The sequence below is a fragment of the Paraburkholderia sp. genome, from assembly GCF_050742655.1.
In the GTDB taxonomy this organism is placed as follows: Bacteria; Pseudomonadota; Gammaproteobacteria; order Burkholderiales; family Burkholderiaceae; genus Paraburkholderia.
Genome location: NZ_JBOIGG010000020.1, coordinates 14,790 through 30,477, shown reverse-complemented (window position 1 = coordinate 30,477; position 15,688 = coordinate 14,790). Strand labels below are relative to the sequence as shown.

General features: G+C 65.5%; 14 protein-coding genes. 10 read left to right on the top strand and 4 right to left on the bottom strand.

Going from position 1 to position 15,688, the window contains the following annotated elements; all coding sequences use genetic code 11:
• Window positions 1–6: 6 nt before the first annotated feature.
• Window positions 7–468 carry a transposase gene (locus ACREXZ_RS24750; RefSeq protein ID WP_431766755.1) on the top strand — a complete coding sequence of 154 codons (462 nt, stop codon included), beginning with the start codon at window positions 7–9 and terminating at the stop codon, window positions 466–468.
• A 55-nt stretch (window positions 469–523) separates the two neighbouring features.
• Here ACREXZ_RS24750 and ACREXZ_RS24745 read toward each other — a convergent pair whose 3' ends face one another.
• The 4 genes from ACREXZ_RS24745 to ACREXZ_RS24730 form a co-directional block, all read right to left on the bottom strand.
• Window positions 524–1,009, bottom strand: a complete 486-nt coding sequence (locus ACREXZ_RS24745) for a DUF2147 domain-containing protein (RefSeq protein ID WP_431766834.1) — start codon at window positions 1,007–1,009, stop codon at window positions 524–526.
• A gap of 197 nt (window positions 1,010–1,206) precedes the next feature.
• Entirely contained in the window at window positions 1,207–2,907 is a 1,701-nt protein-coding gene (locus ACREXZ_RS24740) for a ShlB/FhaC/HecB family hemolysin secretion/activation protein (RefSeq protein ID WP_431766754.1), read from the bottom strand.
• A gap of 162 nt (window positions 2,908–3,069) precedes the next feature.
• Window positions 3,070–4,641, bottom strand: coding sequence for a collagen-like triple helix repeat-containing protein (locus ACREXZ_RS24735; protein ID WP_431766753.1), 1,572 nt, complete (start codon window positions 4,639–4,641; stop codon window positions 3,070–3,072).
• Between the two features lie 140 nt (window positions 4,642–4,781).
• On the bottom strand, window positions 4,782–6,452 hold the full coding sequence (locus ACREXZ_RS24730) for a collagen-like triple helix repeat-containing protein (RefSeq protein WP_431766752.1): 1,671 nt from the start codon (window positions 6,450–6,452) through the stop codon (window positions 4,782–4,784).
• A 635-nt stretch (window positions 6,453–7,087) separates the two neighbouring features.
• Here ACREXZ_RS24730 and ACREXZ_RS24725 point away from each other — a divergent pair.
• The 9 genes from ACREXZ_RS24725 (at window position 7,088) to ACREXZ_RS24685 (ending at window position 15,682) form a co-directional block, all read left to right on the top strand.
• Window positions 7,088–7,249 (top strand): Flp family type IVb pilin, encoded by a 162-nt coding sequence (locus tag ACREXZ_RS24725; protein WP_431766751.1) that lies wholly within the window; start codon window positions 7,088–7,090, stop codon window positions 7,247–7,249.
• 132 nt (window positions 7,250–7,381) lie between these two features.
• Complete coding sequence (locus tag ACREXZ_RS24720) at window positions 7,382–7,879, top strand: A24 family peptidase (protein ID WP_431766750.1); 498 nt, start codon at window positions 7,382–7,384, stop codon at window positions 7,877–7,879.
• Window positions 7,879–8,364: a TadE/TadG family type IV pilus assembly protein gene (locus ACREXZ_RS24715; protein WP_431766749.1), complete on the top strand. Its 486-nt coding sequence runs from the start codon at window positions 7,879–7,881 to the stop codon at window positions 8,362–8,364. Before ACREXZ_RS24720 ends, ACREXZ_RS24715 begins: the two co-directional genes overlap by 1 nt.
• Before the next feature lie 88 nt (window positions 8,365–8,452).
• A complete protein-coding gene (cpaB, locus tag ACREXZ_RS24710; protein ID WP_431766833.1) occupies window positions 8,453–9,403 on the top strand; it encodes a Flp pilus assembly protein CpaB in 951 nt (316 codons plus the stop codon).
• Between the two features lie 39 nt (window positions 9,404–9,442).
• Window positions 9,443–10,942, top strand: coding sequence for a type II and III secretion system protein family protein (locus ACREXZ_RS24705; RefSeq protein ID WP_431766748.1), 1,500 nt, complete (start codon window positions 9,443–9,445; stop codon window positions 10,940–10,942).
• Between the two features lie 111 nt (window positions 10,943–11,053).
• Complete coding sequence (locus ACREXZ_RS24700; protein ID WP_431766747.1) at window positions 11,054–12,295, top strand: fimbrial protein; 1,242 nt, start codon at window positions 11,054–11,056, stop codon at window positions 12,293–12,295.
• A 3-nt stretch (window positions 12,296–12,298) separates the two neighbouring features.
• Window positions 12,299–13,648 carry a CpaF family protein gene (locus ACREXZ_RS24695; protein ID WP_431766746.1) on the top strand — a complete coding sequence of 450 codons (1,350 nt, stop codon included), beginning with the start codon at window positions 12,299–12,301 and terminating at the stop codon, window positions 13,646–13,648.
• Window positions 13,641–14,669: a type II secretion system F family protein gene (locus ACREXZ_RS24690; protein WP_431766745.1), complete on the top strand. Its 1,029-nt coding sequence runs from the start codon at window positions 13,641–13,643 to the stop codon at window positions 14,667–14,669. The genes ACREXZ_RS24695 and ACREXZ_RS24690 overlap by 8 nt, the downstream gene beginning before the upstream one ends.
• Window positions 14,670–14,671: 2 nt before the next feature.
• Complete coding sequence (locus ACREXZ_RS24685; RefSeq protein ID WP_431766832.1) at window positions 14,672–15,682, top strand: type II secretion system F family protein; 1,011 nt, start codon at window positions 14,672–14,674, stop codon at window positions 15,680–15,682.
• Window positions 15,683–15,688: the final 6 nt, after the last annotated feature.

The window sequence follows — 15,688 nt, the reverse complement described above, 5'->3', positions numbered from 1 at the left end:
AGCAGCATGAGTCCGCATCGAGATGTGACCGACGAAGAATGGCAACGCGTGGCGCCGCTGATTCCCGAGTTGGAGCCGCGACGCGACATGCGCGGCAGACCGCTCGCGAATACGCGCGCGGTGCTCAATGGCGTGCTGTGGGTGATCTACAGCAGCGCGACGTGGTCGTCGATGCCGCGCCGCTATCCGCCGTACCAGACATGTCACCGGCGCTTCAAGCTGTGGCTGCAGTCGGGCGCGCTGCAGCGGGTGCTGGAGGCGCTGTTCGGCGTGGCGAGCCATACGTTGCTGCACACGGTCGTCGCGCGTACGCGCCGGCGCACGGTACGGCAAGGCGCAAGGAGCGAGCGGCCAGCCGGTGCCGGGGTGGCTCGCGGTATGCCCGCTCTTTCGCTGCCGGTACCGGCCGTGGTGTCCGCGTCGTCACCCGTTACGCTGCCCGGGACGAGCGTGTTTCCGGCGATGTGACGTCGCGCACGTCACGCGTGCCGCGCACGCGCCGCACGCCGAACGTTCAGGGCGGCTACGGCTGGCGATTCCACGTCTGCGAACGGCCAAGCAGCGATATGCCGATGTACCCGCGCACGACCAGCTTCTGGCCGTTCTCGTCGAGGTGCATCTTGCACTTGTAGACCTTGCCGTTCTCCGGGTCGAGGATCTGGCCGCCGTCCCAGCCGTCGCCGTCCTTCTTCATCCCGTCGATGATCGTCATGCCGAGAATCAGCTGGTCCTTGCGCGCGTCGGTGCAGGCGGTGCAGCGGCGGTCGGGCTGATCGCTCGGGCCGAGACCCTTGATGACCTTGCCGGCGAGCGACCCGTCCGCGTCCTGGGTGATCTGCACGAGGGCCTTCGGCTGGCCGGTGTGATCGTCGATGGTCTGCCACGTGCCGATGGGCGTATCGGTCTGCGCCATCGCTGCGACCGCACAGACGAGCAGGGCGCCCGCGACGGCCGCATGTCTTGCCGTGCCGAGCACCATCGAACGGGCGCGCTGGGTGAAATGCATCATGTCTTCCTCCTTGTAGAAAATCGTCGCGACCGGGATCGCGCGGCGTCGTGTCGTCTCGGGCGACGCCATGCCTTGTCTTCAAGCTGTCCGGGCAGAATACGTGAAACTCGCGTGAAACTGCGCCGGCAGTTTGATAGTAAAACCTCTAGTCAGCAGGCACGGATCGCCATGCAGCGCCGTGCCGCAGCCACGCAGATTCAGTTCAACTGGTAGGAGAACGCCGCGTTGATCCGTGGGCTGCGCGATGCGCTTTCCACTGGCGCGTCGCCAATCGGTTTGGCCACCGACAGATCGAGGCTGTAGTACTTCGCATCGGTCACGCGAAAGCCGATCGACACCGACGACAGCCGCGACGGCGACGGCGTACCCGAGTGCAGATAGATGCGCGCCATATCGAACGACACGTAGGGCGTGAACGTGTGCAGATACGTGAAGCTGAGCGGGATCGGCCGGTTGACTTCGAACGATGCGCCCCAGCCCGAATCGCCCGAGGCTTCGCCGGGCTCGTAGCCATTCGCGAAGCGTTGAGCGCCGAACGCAATCTGTTCGGAAGTCGGCAGCGAGTTGGGGCTGTACTGGCCGATCAGCGAGACGACCGTGCCGATCTTGACCGGCCATTCGTTGCTTTGCGAGAAGCTCGCGCCGGTGCGCACGAAATTCAGCGAGACCGGGTTCTGGCCGGCCAGACCGGGGATGTTGCTGTCGAACGATTTCGACGCGCCGAGTACATCGAACGCCTTCGCGACGTTGAGGCTCGCCTTGCGGACCTGACCCGTCTGTACTTCTGCGTAGTCGGCCTGCAGCTGCAGCACGCGAACCTGCGAGCGCAAACCGAAGTTCAGGCCGTTGGTCGGGTTGTTGTAGCCGTCCTGATCGCGCGACGCATAGGCCGTCGCCGTACCCAGCAGCGACCGCGAATTGCTGAGGATCAGCGGGTACGCGAGCGAACCGCTAACCTTGTCGTTGACCACCGTGCGTTGCACGTACGACGGCAGGCCGGGGTTGTCGACGGGGTTGCCGCGATAGTGCGTCGCGTCGACCTTCGCGATCAGACCGTTGCTGCCGATCGGCACCGCGCCGTGCACGGCGAGGTAGGTCTGGTTGTCGCGACCCTTCGGCAGCAGCGCGGACACGCTCAGCTGTTCGCCGAGCGACGTGAGGCCGTTCTCGGTCGCGGTCAGCAGACCTTGCACACCGGGGTGATTGAAGTCGATGCCCATGCCGACATCGAACGGCTTGCGCGTGACGTTCAGCTCGAGCGTCGCTGCGCCGTCGGTGGTCGTCGGAGGCGGCACGTTCGCCGCGACCTTCACGCCGGGCAGCAGCCCGAGCGCCTGGATGTAGCGTTCGAACGTTGCGCGCCGCAGCGGCCGGTCATCCTGGATGTGCGCGGCGAATGAGCGGATGCGGTCTTCGGTCGCGCCCGGCTTGCCGGTGATCTTCACGAGGGCCACGTAGCCTTCGACGATCGTCACGCGTACGACGCCGTCGTCGAAGGTCTGTGCCGGAATGAAGGCGAACGACAGCGCGTAGCCGCGGTCCTGGTACATCTTCGTCACGCCGTTGGCGACTTCGATCAGATCGCCGATCGTGATGTCCTTGCCGACCAGCGGCGTGAAGCGCTTCGCGACATCGTCGAACGAAATCGATTTCACGCCCTCGATCTGAACCTTCGTGGGCGTCAGATGACGGGCGAGCAACTCCTGCAATTGCGGTGCCTGCGGCTGCACCTGCACAGTCACGCTGGGTCCTTTGTCAGGCGCCTTGATCTGCGGCAGCGAATCCATCGGATTGCCGCCTGCCGGGGCGCCGGTCAATGCCGGCCTGCTTTGCGCATGCACCGCCCCCGCGGCGACGGCTGCCAGCAATAGCGTCCATTTTTTGTACCCGAGTTTCATCGGATTTTCCTCGTTGGCCGTTCTTGTGATGCGAGTATGCCGTCTCTGCGGCTGGATCGCGAACGTTTATCTGTTGATCGATTCGTACTGCATGGCAATGCAAATCCGCCGCGTACTCCGTAGAGCGATGGAGCACGCGGCGACCTCTCAGGTTCTCTCAAGTTACTTGTGTGCTACGGGAAGCAGACCGCCCAGCAAGCCCGAGCCGCCGGTCGAGGTCGAGCCCGTCGTTGTACCGAGCGCGCCGGTCAGCGAGCTGACGAGCGACGTGACGGGCGCCAGCAGACCGCTTGCCGACGAACTGCCCGACGAGCCTCCCGTGACGCCACCCAGCAGGCCGGTCACAGCGCCGAGCGGGTTCGAACCGCTGCTGCTACCCGTACCCGACGTCACGCCACCGAGCAACGACGTCACCGGGCTCAGCAGATTGCCGCCCGAACCCGACGTTACGCCACCGAGCAGCGACGTCAACGGGCTCAGCGGGCTGCCGCCGGAACCCGACGTGGCACCACCGAGCAGCGACGTCAACGGGCTCAGCAGGTTGCCGCCGGAACCCGACGTGGCACCGCCGAGCAGCGAGGTCAACGGGCTCAGCGGGCTGCCGCCGGAGCTCGATGTCAGACCGCCCGTCAGCCCGCCGAGCAACGACGTGACCGGGCTCAGCGGATTGCTGCTCGAGGTGCCGCCCAGTAGAGACGTGATCGAAGTGAGCGGGTTGCTGCCCAGTCCGAGACTCGTCAGCGCGCCTTGCAGCGGGCTCAACGGATTGCTGTTCGACGGCGGCCCGTTTGCGACCACTACGCTCGTGCTGCCGACCAGACTCGTGATCAGACCGGGGATCGGCGCCGCGCCGTTCGGACCGTTCGGATTGACGAGGCCGCCCGCGTTGGTGACCGTGTTGCCGAGCGAGCCGACGAGATTGCCGACGTCCGCGCCGAGCGGATTGCTCGTCGTGCCGCCGATCGTGGTACCCGCCGATTTCAGCGCGCCACCGACCTGCGCAAGCAGACCGCCTACCGGTGCGCCGAGGCCAGTCTGCGTGCCGACCGTCTGCGTGATCAGTCCGGCCGTCTGCACGATCGGTGTGATCGCGGTGCTGATCGGCTGCGTGATCTGCTGGATCGGGGCCGATCCGAGCACGTTGCCGAGCGTCGTGCCGCCCGCATTGACGCCGTTCGCCACGGTGCCGAGCAGGCCCGCAAGCGGCGTCGTCACTGGCGACAGCGGCGCGAGATTGCCCTGACCGAGACCGCCCACTGCCGTGCTCAGACCTTGCACGACACCGCTCGTCGAACTGACGACCGAGCCGAGTCCAGCGACCGTCGTGCCGACCGGATTCGACGTCGTGCCGATCTGACCGAGCCCGCCGGCGACGTCGTTGGCGACCGACGTCAACGTGTTGCTCGTTGCCGACACGCTGTTGCCGAGACCTTGCGTGACTTGCGGGCTGAGACCCGGGATGGTGATCGAGCCGATCGTGCTGCCGAGATCGTTGACCGTCTTCGCCGCCGTCGTGACGACGCCGGCGGTGCCGGTGGTGGTGGTCGTGGGGGGCGGGTTGGTGTTGCCGCCTGGCGTGCTGCCGCCGCCGGACGATGCGCTGGGCGGTGCGTTCACGCTGCTGCCGCCGCACGCGGCGAGCACGCATGCCACCGCGATGGCGCTGAGCGGCAGACGCAACGACGCAAGCGTCGCGCGGGCCGCGTGAGAGATAGAGTGCCGTTGGTTGGACATGGTGCTCCTCGCTGTCTGTTCGAGTGTGTTAAGAGGTGGTCTCCGCGCGCCGTTGCGTGGTGCACCCGATAAGGGATGCGTTACACGGAACAGCCGGGGGGTGGCGCGCTACATCCCGGCTGTGCCTCTGATGACTTGCGTTACTTCTTGCCTCCGAGCGCGCTGACCACACCGCCGAGCAGCGAGGTCACGGGCGAAAGCAGGCTGGATACACCGCTGCTGCTGCCGCTCGTCGCCGACAGCGATCCCGTCGATGCCGTGGTGTTCGTCGATGCGGTGGCGGCCGGCGCAGGCGTTGCCGCGATGCCGCCGAGCGCGCTCGTTACGGTCGACAGCAGACCGGTCACCGGAGCGAGCGGGCCACTGCTGCCGCCCGTGGCGCCCGTCAGTGCACTGGTCACACCCGAGAGCAGACCCGTGACCGGAGCGAGCGGATTGCTGCCGCCACTGGTGCCGCCGGCGAGTCCACCAAGGAGGCCAGTAACCGGAGCAAGCGGGCTGCTGCCGCCGGAGCCGCCGGTGAGTCCGCCAAGGAGGCCGGTAACCGGAGCAAGCGGATTGCTGCCGCCGGAGCCACCGGTGAGTCCGCCAAGGAGGCCGGTGATCGGAGAGAGCGGGTTGCTGCCGCTGGTGCCACCGGTGAGTCCACCGAGGAGGCCCGTGATCGGAGAGAGCGGATTGCTGCCGCTGCTAGTGCCGCCGGTGAGGCCGCCGAGCAGACCCGTGATCGGTGCGAGCGGGTTGCTGCTGCTGGAGCCGCCGGCCAGACCGCCGAGTCCGCCGAGGATGCCCGTGATCGGCGCAAGCGGATTCGTGCCGCTGCCGCCAGTGAGCAGGCCGCCGGCCGACGAAACGATCTTGCCGGTATCGGTGACGACATTGCCGAGGCCCGTCGTGACCGGATTGCCGCCCGTCGAAGCCAGCAGCTTGCCGGCCGTGCCGAGCCCGCCGCCGATCGTACCGAGCAGACCGTTGAGCGGTGCGCCGAGGCCCGTTACGTTGCCGACCGTCTGCGTCGTGGAGGTGACCAGCGACGTGATCGGTACGATGGCTGTGGTGAGCGTCTGCGTGACCTGTTGCACAGGGCCAGTCGACAGGACGTTGGTGAGCGTGCCGCCGACATTCGTCACTGCACCGCCGAGCGTGTTGACGACGCCGCCGAGCGGCGTGGTCAGCGCGGAGAGCGGGGCGAGCGGGCCAGTGCCGAGACTCGTGACGAGGTTGCCCGCGCTGTTCACCGCACCGCCGAGATTGCTGACGACACCGCCCAGGCTCGACACCGTCGTGCCCACTGCGTTGCCGCCTGTGCCGAGTTGTCCGAGACCTTGCGCGACGCCGTTGCCGAGCGTCGACACAGCGGCCCCTGCGTTCTGCACGACGCCGCCGAGAGCCTGCGTGGTTTGCGAGCTGACGATCGGAAGGTTCTGCGAAGCGATCACGCTGCCGAGGCCCGACACCGTCGAGCCGACGTCGGTGACGACGTTGCCTGTGTTCGCTACCACCGTGCCGAGTGCATTCGCAACCGGTGTGGTGCCTGTTCCCGTGCCGGTACCTGTACCCGTTCCCGTGCCAGTGCCGGTTCCCGTTCCGGTACCCGAGCCGCTGCCGTTGCCCGCGGTCGCGCCGGAACCCGTGCCGCTGCCGCCACCTGTCGAGAGCGTGCCGCCATCGGAACCGCTGCCACTGCCGTTGCCGCCTGTGCCCTGGCTGATCGTCCCCGAGCCGCCGCAGGCGCTGAGAGAAAGCATGGCCGCAGCAGCTGCTGCAATGATCGTTATCCGTAACCCGTTATAAGTCGTTTGAATGTTCATGTCGCCCTCGCATCGCATGTGTAATTGGGTGGTACCGCCCACCTCTCTCTGCAACAGCCATGCCATTTCATTCGGGCGTCGACATTCAATTGCATTACGCAACCCGCTAAACGAATTGGGGCGTGCGTTTGCGGTCGATGAGTGGAGTGCGTGCTAAAGCAATCGAAGCGTCGAAAAACGCTTCGGGAACACGTGTGAGGAGGGGGCGTAACGTAACGGGCCGCATGCGGCGTTACGGCGTGCTGCGTAACGAGGGTGACGCGATGCTTGAAACGGCGGGTTCAAACGGTTAATTAGTGCGCCGAATCTAACGTATGGTTAGTCCTATGTGCAGTGCGGCACGGCGAAGCGTTAACCTTGTTATGCGTATTCAGCTAACAATGACGCGCCTCAGGGCGTCGGATAATTGCTTAAAAATGATTGATACGCTATAAAACCTGAGAGCATCAAAAGTTACGAGGGGGGTGCGATATCGAACAGACGGCCAAAATTCTTTTGCATAGCAGCGGCAGACTGCGCTAACTACGGCGTGTCAGGCGAGGACCGGGTCGGTGGATGAGAGAACCACCGAGCTATCACTGGCGCTGGAAGCAGTCAGCAAACCACAATGAATATATGAAGTTCCGAGGGCTAAAATGAAAAAGTTCATCACTACGTTCCTGAGAGACAACAACGGGGTTACGGCCATCGAGTACGGCCTTATCGCGGGGTTGATTGCCGCCGCTATCGTGCTGTCGGTCCAGGCTGTGCAGACCGCACTCATCGGCGTGTTCACCACTGTTGCTGCAGCGATCTAGCCACAGCTGACTGGGCAGAACGGCCCGGAGCACGATATCCATCGGTGCTCCGGGTTTTAGACAACCGGTACTACTGGAATGTGCGAGTCGCCACGGCGCTTCGCACGCTTTGTCCTGCCCGTCGAGTTCGACATGAACGCGCCAATCAGCAATTTTTTGTTCGTCGCGTGGATAGTGGCGGTCGCGGTTAGCGACTGTCGCAACCGGCGCGTATCGAACACGCTTGTCGTTGCCGGCCTCGTTGCCGCGCTCGCGGGCGTACTCCTATTTCATGGTCCATTCGGCCTCACGCCGATGCAGGCCATAACCGGTACGGTCGTCGGTTTCGTCGCGCTGCTGCCGTTCTATATGCTCGGCATGATGGGCGCCGCGGACGTCAAGGTCTTCGCGGTACTCGGCGCGTGGTGCGGCGTTCACGCATTGCTCACACTGTGGGTCGTCGCGAGTCTGATCGCGGCAGTGCATGCGATCGTATTGCTCGTGATGACGCGTACGCGCGTGTCGTCGCTGGTGCAGCAGGGCGCACGCACGTTCGAAGTGGCGGGCCGTCGCTCAACGCCATACGCAGCATGTCTGTCGGTACCGGCGATCATGCTGCTCGTGACCCATGCGACCGGAGGAGGTCTGTGATGAACGACTCCGCCCGCATCCCGATGCGCCACTCTCGTCACGTATCGCGGCGCAGGCAGCACGGCGCGACGGCCGTCGAGTTCGCGATCGTGTTTCCAGTGTTCTTTACGGTGATGTACGCGATCATCACGTACAGCGTGATTTTCGTCGCACAGCAAAACCTGACGCTTGCGAGCGAGGAGGGCGCGCGTGCCGCGCTGAACTACCAGAAGGCAACCACTGTAGCCGCAGCGGTCGGTCTGCGTGCGGCGGCGGCATGCACGACCGCGACCAATATGATCACGGGGCTGATCAGCACTGCGACCTGCACGCCGACGCCAACCACTTGTTCGTTCGACGCGACGATGCAATGCATCGCGGTCAAGCTGACCTACAACTACGCGGCCAATCCGCTCGTGCCGACCTTACCGTTTTTCGGGCTGGTGCTTCCAGCCACACTGACCAGCACCGCGACCGTTCAACTCAACCCTGTGACCCTACTGTGACCGACGCGCGCGCCTTCCACTGTCCGCTATTGCTTCGTTCGCGTCGGCCAGCCGGCCGGTCGGCGCGAGCCTTTTCATCGTGCGGGCCATCATGCCGAAATTGACCCGGATCCTCGCAGGCGTGTTGATCCTGCTCGCGTTGCTGCTCGGCATCTTCGCGTGGATGCTGTCGCGCAAGCCAGCACCCGCGCCCGCTGGAACTGTCGCGCAGGCAAGCTTCCCTGTCGTGGTCGCTGCGCATCCGCTGACCGCGGGCAAACCGATCACCGCGGAAGACTTGCGCGTGCAATCGCTGCCGATCAATCCTGGTGGCTCATTCACGGACCCGACGCTGCTCGTCGGGCGGATTCCTTCCGGTGACATTGGTGCCGATTCACCGGTGCTCGAAGTGCAACTATCGTCGGGGATGGCTGAGCAGATTCAGCCTGGCGAACGTGCGCTCGCCGTGCGAGTCGACGACGGTAACGCGGTCGGCAACCGGCTGCGGCCCGGGAATGTCGTCGATGTGTTCTTCACGTTGAAGCGCGATAACGCGATGGCGGGCACCGGCGAGATCGGGCAGACCCAGGCACGCCTGCTGATCTCGAAGGTGCGCGTGCTCGCATTCGGCAACGCGACTGCCGGCAACGATAGCGCAGGCGATCCGAACGGCCTCGTGCGTACCGCAGTGCTCGCGGTGCCGGTCGAGGACATCGACCGCCTGACGCTAGCCGAAGCGTCCGGGCGCCTCGTGCTGGCGCTGCGTAATCCGCGCGATGACGACGTGATCGACGCGAACGCGTTCCCGCCGCTGCCGGAAGTGGTGAAGACCGCGGCACACGTACCGGGCGGCAAGGCGGGTGCTGCGGCAAGCAACGCAGCGAACGACTCGACTCGCGCGGCTGCGGGCATCGCGCTGGACGCGCTCTCGGGCGGACCGGGCAACGTGCGTGTGCCCACCGCGCCGACGCACGTCGGCGCACCGGTCGCGCGGGCCGCGCGTTCGGGAGGAGGGATCGAAGTGATACGGGGTGGGCGTTCCGAGACGGTCGCTCAATAGCAGCTTCAGGGAGTGGCGGTCGAACGCCATGATAAGAACATGAGAAAACGGATTTCCGCGTACGTCGCGCTGGTGGCAGTGTGGGCAGCATCGCTCGTCGTCTGCGCGACGGCCGAGGCCGCGGGCATGCCGCAGGCGCTCGACATCGTCGTCGGTTCGCAGCAGGTGATCGCGAAAGGTCTCACGTTGCGTCGCGTGGCGATCGGCGATCCGACGGTGGCCGACGTGCGGATCTTGAACGGCGACAAAACGCACGGCGTGCTGGTGACCGGCAAGTCTCCAGGCACGACGAACCTGATGCTGTGGGAGCGCGGCACCGACACGCCGCTGTCGTACACCGTGAACGTGACGACCGCCGGCTCGCGCGCGCTGCTCGGCCCGGATGCGCCGAACGTCAAGGTGATCGGCGACTCCGCGTTGATTTCCGGCTCCGCATCGTCGATGGAACAGCATCAGCGCGCGGTCGCTGTCGCGAAGATCGAGGCGGCGCAGCGTGCGAAGTCGGGCGGCGATGCGGGTTCGAGTGGCGGTAAGGCCGGTGGCGGTGGTCTCGGCGCTCTCGGCAGTCTCGTTGGTGGGGGCAGCGCGAGTGGCGGAGGCGACACGGTCTACGACACTTCAACGATCGCCACGCGCTCAGTCGTGCAGGTCGACGTGCGGGTCGTCGAATTCAGTCGCCAGGTGTTGAAGCAGGCCGGCCTTAACATCCTGAAGAAGGCCGGTGGATTCACGTTCGGCTCGTTTGGACCGGCGTCGCTGACTTCGGCGACGTTCGGCACGGCGCAGTCGGGGACATTGCCGCCGTCGTCGATTACGACGTCAACGCTGACGGGACCGGGGACCTCGGCGATTACGTCTGTGTCGCCACTCTCGTCTGCATTCAACCTCGTGTTCAATTCAGGCTCGATCGCGGCGGACCTGAGCCTGATGGAAGGGACCAACCTTGCGCGGGTTCTCGCGGAGCCGACGCTCGTCGCGCTGTCCGGGCAGAGCGCGAGCTTCCTCGCGGGTGGTGAGATTCCGATACCGGTGCCGCAGGGGCTTGGCACGACGTCGATTCAGTTCAAACCGTATGGCATCGGCCTGACGTTGACGCCGACCGTACTGAGCCCGCAGCGCATCGCGCTGAAGGTCGCACCCGAAGCGAGCCAGCTCGACTTCACGAACGCGCTGACGATCAACGGGGTGACAGTACCGGCACTGACGACACGCCGCGCCGACACCACGGTCGAACTCGGCGACGGCGAGAGTTTCATGATTGGCGGTTTGATCGATCGCGAGACGATCTCGAGCGTCAACAAGGTGCCGCTGCTCGGCGACCTGCCGATCATCGGCGCATTCTTCAAGCAGCTGAGCTATTCGCAGAACGACAAGGAACTCGTAATTATCGTGACGCCGCATCTGGTGTCGCCGATCGCCAAGGGCGCCGCGCTGCCGACGACGCCCGGCGAACAGAGCGAACAGCGCGACGGACCCGTGTGGAGATCGTTCATCGGCGGCGTGTTCTCGCGCGATGCCGCACCGGGATTTTCGAAATGAAGCAGAAAGAGAAGCAGGACCAGGATCGCACGAGCTGTGCTGCCATATCGGCGTGCAGCCCGTTCGGCGATGTGACGGCGACGCAACCCTTGCCGTCGGAGGAAGTTCAACATGAACGCGAGAACGTATTCGTTGACTGACCGCGCGATCACCGACTATTTCGTGTTCGCCTCGCTCGCGGACGAGCACGTGCGTTGGCTCGCGGGAACCCTTGTCGCGGTCGGCGCCGTCGAGGCGGCGACGCTCGATCCCGCGCAGCTCACGCAGCGGATCGCCGCACTGAATCCGTCGCTGGTGTTCATCGATTTTTCGGGCGGCCGTGCGGCCGCGGCGAGCGTCGCCGCGAGCGCGGCACGCACCGCGTATCCGGGTTTGCAAATCGTCGCCGTCGGTGCGCTGACGGAACCGGAGAGCGCGCTTGCCGCGCTGCGTGCCGGCGTGCTCGATTTCATCGATCTGTCCGCGCCGGCGGAGGACGCGCTGCGCATCACGCGTCAGGCGATCAACAATCTCGTCGAGCCGGTTAGCCGCCACGGCCGCGTCGTCGTGCTGCTCGGTGCGCGCGTCGGCATGGGCGTAAGCACGCTCGCCGCGAATCTCGCGGTGCTGTTGCAGCGGCGCGACGCGCCGCAAGGCCGGCAGGCCGCGCTGCTCGACCTCGGGTTGCCACAAGGTGACGGCACGTTGCTGCTGAATACCCGCAGCGAGTTCAGCTTCGTCGAAGCCGTGCGCAACCTGCGCCGCTTCGATCAGACCTTCGTGCACACCGCGCTGTCGCGGCACACGAGCGGTCTCGCGCTGACCACGCTGCCGCCGAATCTCGCGGACATGCGCGAGGTGTCGTACTCCGCGTCGGTGAGCCTGCTGAACCGGCTACGCGCGTTCTTCGACCAGCAGATCATCGACCTCGGCGGCTTCACCAACAGCGAGTTCATCGCGCAGGTCGTGAAGGCCGCCGACGAAACGTGGCTCGTCTGCGATCAGGGCGTCGCATCGATCGTGTCGGCGGCGGCGGTGCTCGACGGGTTGCGCGAAGAATCGGTCGAGATGGACAACGTCCGGCTCATCGTCAACAAGTACGAACCGGAATTCAGCCTGACGGCCGCGCAGATCGTGCAGCGGCTCGATGTGCCGCTGCTCGCGATGCTGCCCGAGCGGCGCGTCGCACTCGGGCAGGCGGCGAACCAGGGGCAATTGCTGGCCGACGCGGCCGCGCGCGATCCGTACATTCGCGCGCTCGATCCGCTCGTCGAACGGCTGGGCGGCACGGCGCAGGCCGCGGCGTCCTCGCGTCGCCGGTCCGCGCTCGACGCGCTCAGGCGTTTCATTCCAACCTCACACAAGCGGTCATAGACGATGGCAAAAGATATCGAATTTGCCGACGACGCGCCTGCGTTCGCGCATAGCCAGCAGTTCCAGGACATCAAGAACGCGGCGCACGAACATCTGCTCACGCGTATCGAGGAACTCGGCGCGGAGTTCGGCCGCTGGTCGCGTAATGCGATCAACCAGTTCGTCGATATGGAAATGGACAGCTTCGTGCGGCTGCGCCGGATTCCGATCAACGAGAGCGAGGTGCGGCTGATCGCCGAGGCGCTGACGAAGGAACTCGCGGGCTTCGGTCCGATCGAGGACCTGCTGAACGATCCGGCGGTCGAAGACATTCTCATCAACGGCTATAACGACGTGTACGTGTCGCGCCACGGCATCCTCGCGAAGATTCCAGTGCGCTTCGCCGACAACGCGCATCTACTGCGGATCGTGCGCCGCATTCTCGCGCCGATCGGCCGGCGGCTCGACGAATCGAACCCGATGGTCGACGCGCGTCTGCCGGACGGCGGGCGCGTTAATGTCGTGATCGAGCCGCTGTCGATTGAAGGCCCGATCGTATCGATCCGCAAATTCCGCAAAGATCCGCTGCGGCCTGACGATCTGCTCGGCAACGGCACTTACAACCCCGAGATCGGCGCGTTGCTCGAAGCCGCCGTGCAGGCGCGCTGCAACGTGCTGGTGTCGGGCGGCACGAGTTCGGGCAAGACGTCGCTGCTCAATGCACTCGCGTTTCACATCCCCGAAGTCGAGCGTGTCGTGACGATCGAGGACACCGCCGAGCTGTCGCTGAATCATCCGCACGTGGTGCGGCTCGAGAGCCGCCCAGGTGGCTTCGACGGCACCGGCGTCGTGACGATCCGCGACCTGTTGCGCAATACGCTGCGGATGCGGCCTGACCGGATCATCGTCGGCGAAGTGCGCGGTGGCGAAGTGCTCGAAATGCTGCAGGCGATGAACACGGGCCACGACGGATCGATGGGCACGGTGCACGCGAGTTCGCCGCGCGAATGTCTGTACCGGCTCGAGATGCTGGCGGGCTTCGCGGGCTTCCAGGGCACCGAGTCGAGTCTGCGCCGGCAGATCGCGAACGCGATCGACTTCATCGTGCAGATCGGTAGGCTGTCGAACGGCCGGCGCCGCATCCTGTCGATCACCGAAGTGACGGGCCTCTCGGACAACATCATCGCGACGCAGGAGCTGTATCGCTACGAGCCGGTGACGACGCCGGAAGGCGAAGAACTCGACCAGTGGGAATCGCTCGGCATCCATCCGCATTCGCCGAAGCTCGCGCGCTTCCGTCAGGTGCTCGGTGGCGGGCAGGGGTCGGGATCGGGCGGCTTTGGCGGTGGTTTCGGCGGAGGCTTCAATGTCTAGCGCTGCCGCGTTGCTGTTTGCCGCGCTCGCGCTGTTGTGCGCGGCGGGTGCGCTGCTGGTTCTGCGGCGCGGCGAGCAACGCAAAGGGCAGGTGACTACCCAGCGTTTCATCGACAGCCGGATGGCAACCGCGCAGCAGACGGCGCCTGGGTTCGCACGGCCCGCAGCCGCTGCATCGACCGCCGCTCGCACCGCGAATACCGGCGCTGCAACGCTTGTGCCGCCGCAGGCACTTGCCGCGGATTCACCGTGGCAAGCAAAGTGGCGCCACTTCGTCGCGCGCGCGATGTTCGCGTTCGACACCACGATGAGCCGCGCGGGCATTTCGAACGCGCGCATACCGGCGCTGCTGGCACTACTCGTCACGCTGGCGTTGTGCGTGTGGGCCGGACAGACGGGCGGCGTGCTCGCGGCGTGCATGATGCTCGGCGTGTGCGGCTTCGTTCTCTATTTCGTGATCTCCTGGCGTACGACGAAGCGGCGCCAGAAGATCGTGCGTCAGTTGCCGTTATTTCTCGACGGCATCGTGCGGTTGATCGTGCTTGGCAATAGCGTGCCCGCGGCGTTCCAGGCCTCGTTGCAAACCACCGAAGCGCCGCTGCGCGAATGTCTCGACCACGTGTCGCGGATGCTGCGCACGGGCGTCGAGATCGACCGCGCGCTGTTCCACGTCGCGCAGATCTATCGGGCGCGCGAACTCGAGCTGGTCGGCGCGGTACTGCGCCTGTCGGTGAAATACGGCGGACGGGCGGACGTGATGCTCGAGCGGATGGCGTCGTTCATGCGCGACCTCGAGCAGGCCGAGCGAGAACTGGTCGCGATGACGGCCGAGACCAAGCTGTCGTCGTTCGTGCTGTCGATACTGCCTATCGGGATCGGTGGCTTCCTGATTCTGACGAACCCCGCGTACTTCGGCGCGATGTGGTACGACCCGGTGGGCCGTGAACTGGTCTATCTGGCTTTCGGCCTTCAGGCATTCGGAGCTTGGCTGTTGTACCGGCTCGCGAGGTTGCGCAAATGACGATCGAACCTCGTCACCTCGCTGCTATTGCACTCGTGCTGCTCGCGCTCGCGCTGCTGATCTTCGGCACATTATTGATCGTGCGGCTGTCGGCGGAACGGCGCAGCGACCGCACGCTCGCACATGCGCTCGACCGGCGCGTCGTGCAAGCGGCCGCGGCGGCAGGTGCGCAAACCGGCGCAGTGGGAGCTGCGGCGCGGACAGACCAGGCCGCGCCAGACGCCGCAGGCGGACGGCGTCTTGCTGCCGCGCTCGAACGCCTCGGGCAGGCAGGCATGCGCTGGCTCGACACGCCGTTCGGGCGTCAGATCGTCGCGGACGAAGACCGGCGTCTGCTCGAGCAATGCGGCTTCGTCGACACGCGCATGCGCGGGCTGTTCCTGATGGCACGGATCGCGTGCGGGATTGTGCTGCCCGCGCTGATCGGACTGTTCGCGCATGCGTACGTCCAAGGTGCGCGCTACGTGCTGTATCTAATCGTCGCGCTGGTGATTGGCTTCATGCTGCCGAAGCTATACATCCGGCAGCGCGCGGGCGGGCGCCGCCGCGCGGTCGTCGACGAGTTGCCGATGCTGGTCGATCTGCTGCGCCTGTTGCAGGGCGTAGGCCTGTCGATCGACCAGAGCCTGCAGGTGATCGTCAACGATTTTCGCGGCGTGCTGCCGATCCTGTCGGGCGAGCTGGAGATCGCACAGCGGCAGTTGGCGACCGGCCGCACGCGAGAACAGTCGCTGAGCCGGCTTGCGTCGAGCTACGACAACGAGGACCTGCGCGCGATTGTCCGGCTGCTGATCCAGGTCGACCGGCATGGCGGCGCGGTACAGGAGCCGCTGAAGCAGTTCGGCGACCGGCTACGCGAGGCGCGCCGCTCGATGCTGCGTGAGCGCATCGGTCGCCTCACCGTGAAGATGACCGGCGTGATGATCCTGACGTTGCTGCCGGCGCTGATGATCGTCACAGCGGGACCCGGCGTGCTGTCTGTGACGCATTCGCTGAATTCGATGCACAAGTAAGGAAAC

Coding starts and splice junctions, on each gene's coding strand:
- ACREXZ_RS24725 (WP_431766751.1), top strand. CDS start 7,088: ATGAAAAAGTTCATCACTACGTTCCTGAGAGACAACAACGGGGTTACG.
- ACREXZ_RS24720 (WP_431766750.1), top strand. CDS start 7,382: ATGAACGCGCCAATCAGCAATTTTTTGTTCGTCGCGTGGATAGTGGCG.
- ACREXZ_RS24715 (WP_431766749.1), top strand. CDS start 7,879: ATGAACGACTCCGCCCGCATCCCGATGCGCCACTCTCGTCACGTATCG.
- ACREXZ_RS24700 (WP_431766747.1), top strand. CDS start 11,054: ATGAACGCGAGAACGTATTCGTTGACTGACCGCGCGATCACCGACTAT.
- ACREXZ_RS24730 (WP_431766752.1), bottom strand. CDS start 6,452: ATGAACATTCAAACGACTTATAACGGGTTACGGATAACGATCATTGCA.
- ACREXZ_RS24695 (WP_431766746.1), top strand. CDS start 12,299: ATGGCAAAAGATATCGAATTTGCCGACGACGCGCCTGCGTTCGCGCAT.
- ACREXZ_RS24745 (WP_431766834.1), bottom strand. CDS start 1,009: ATGATGCATTTCACCCAGCGCGCCCGTTCGATGGTGCTCGGCACGGCA.
- ACREXZ_RS24740 (WP_431766754.1), bottom strand. CDS start 2,907: ATGAAACTCGGGTACAAAAAATGGACGCTATTGCTGGCAGCCGTCGCC.
- ACREXZ_RS24735 (WP_431766753.1), bottom strand. CDS start 4,641: ATGTCCAACCAACGGCACTCTATCTCTCACGCGGCCCGCGCGACGCTT.
- ACREXZ_RS24705 (WP_431766748.1), top strand. CDS start 9,443: ATGAGAAAACGGATTTCCGCGTACGTCGCGCTGGTGGCAGTGTGGGCA.
- ACREXZ_RS24750 (WP_431766755.1), top strand. CDS start 7: ATGAGTCCGCATCGAGATGTGACCGACGAAGAATGGCAACGCGTGGCG.
- ACREXZ_RS24690 (WP_431766745.1), top strand. CDS start 13,641: ATGTCTAGCGCTGCCGCGTTGCTGTTTGCCGCGCTCGCGCTGTTGTGC.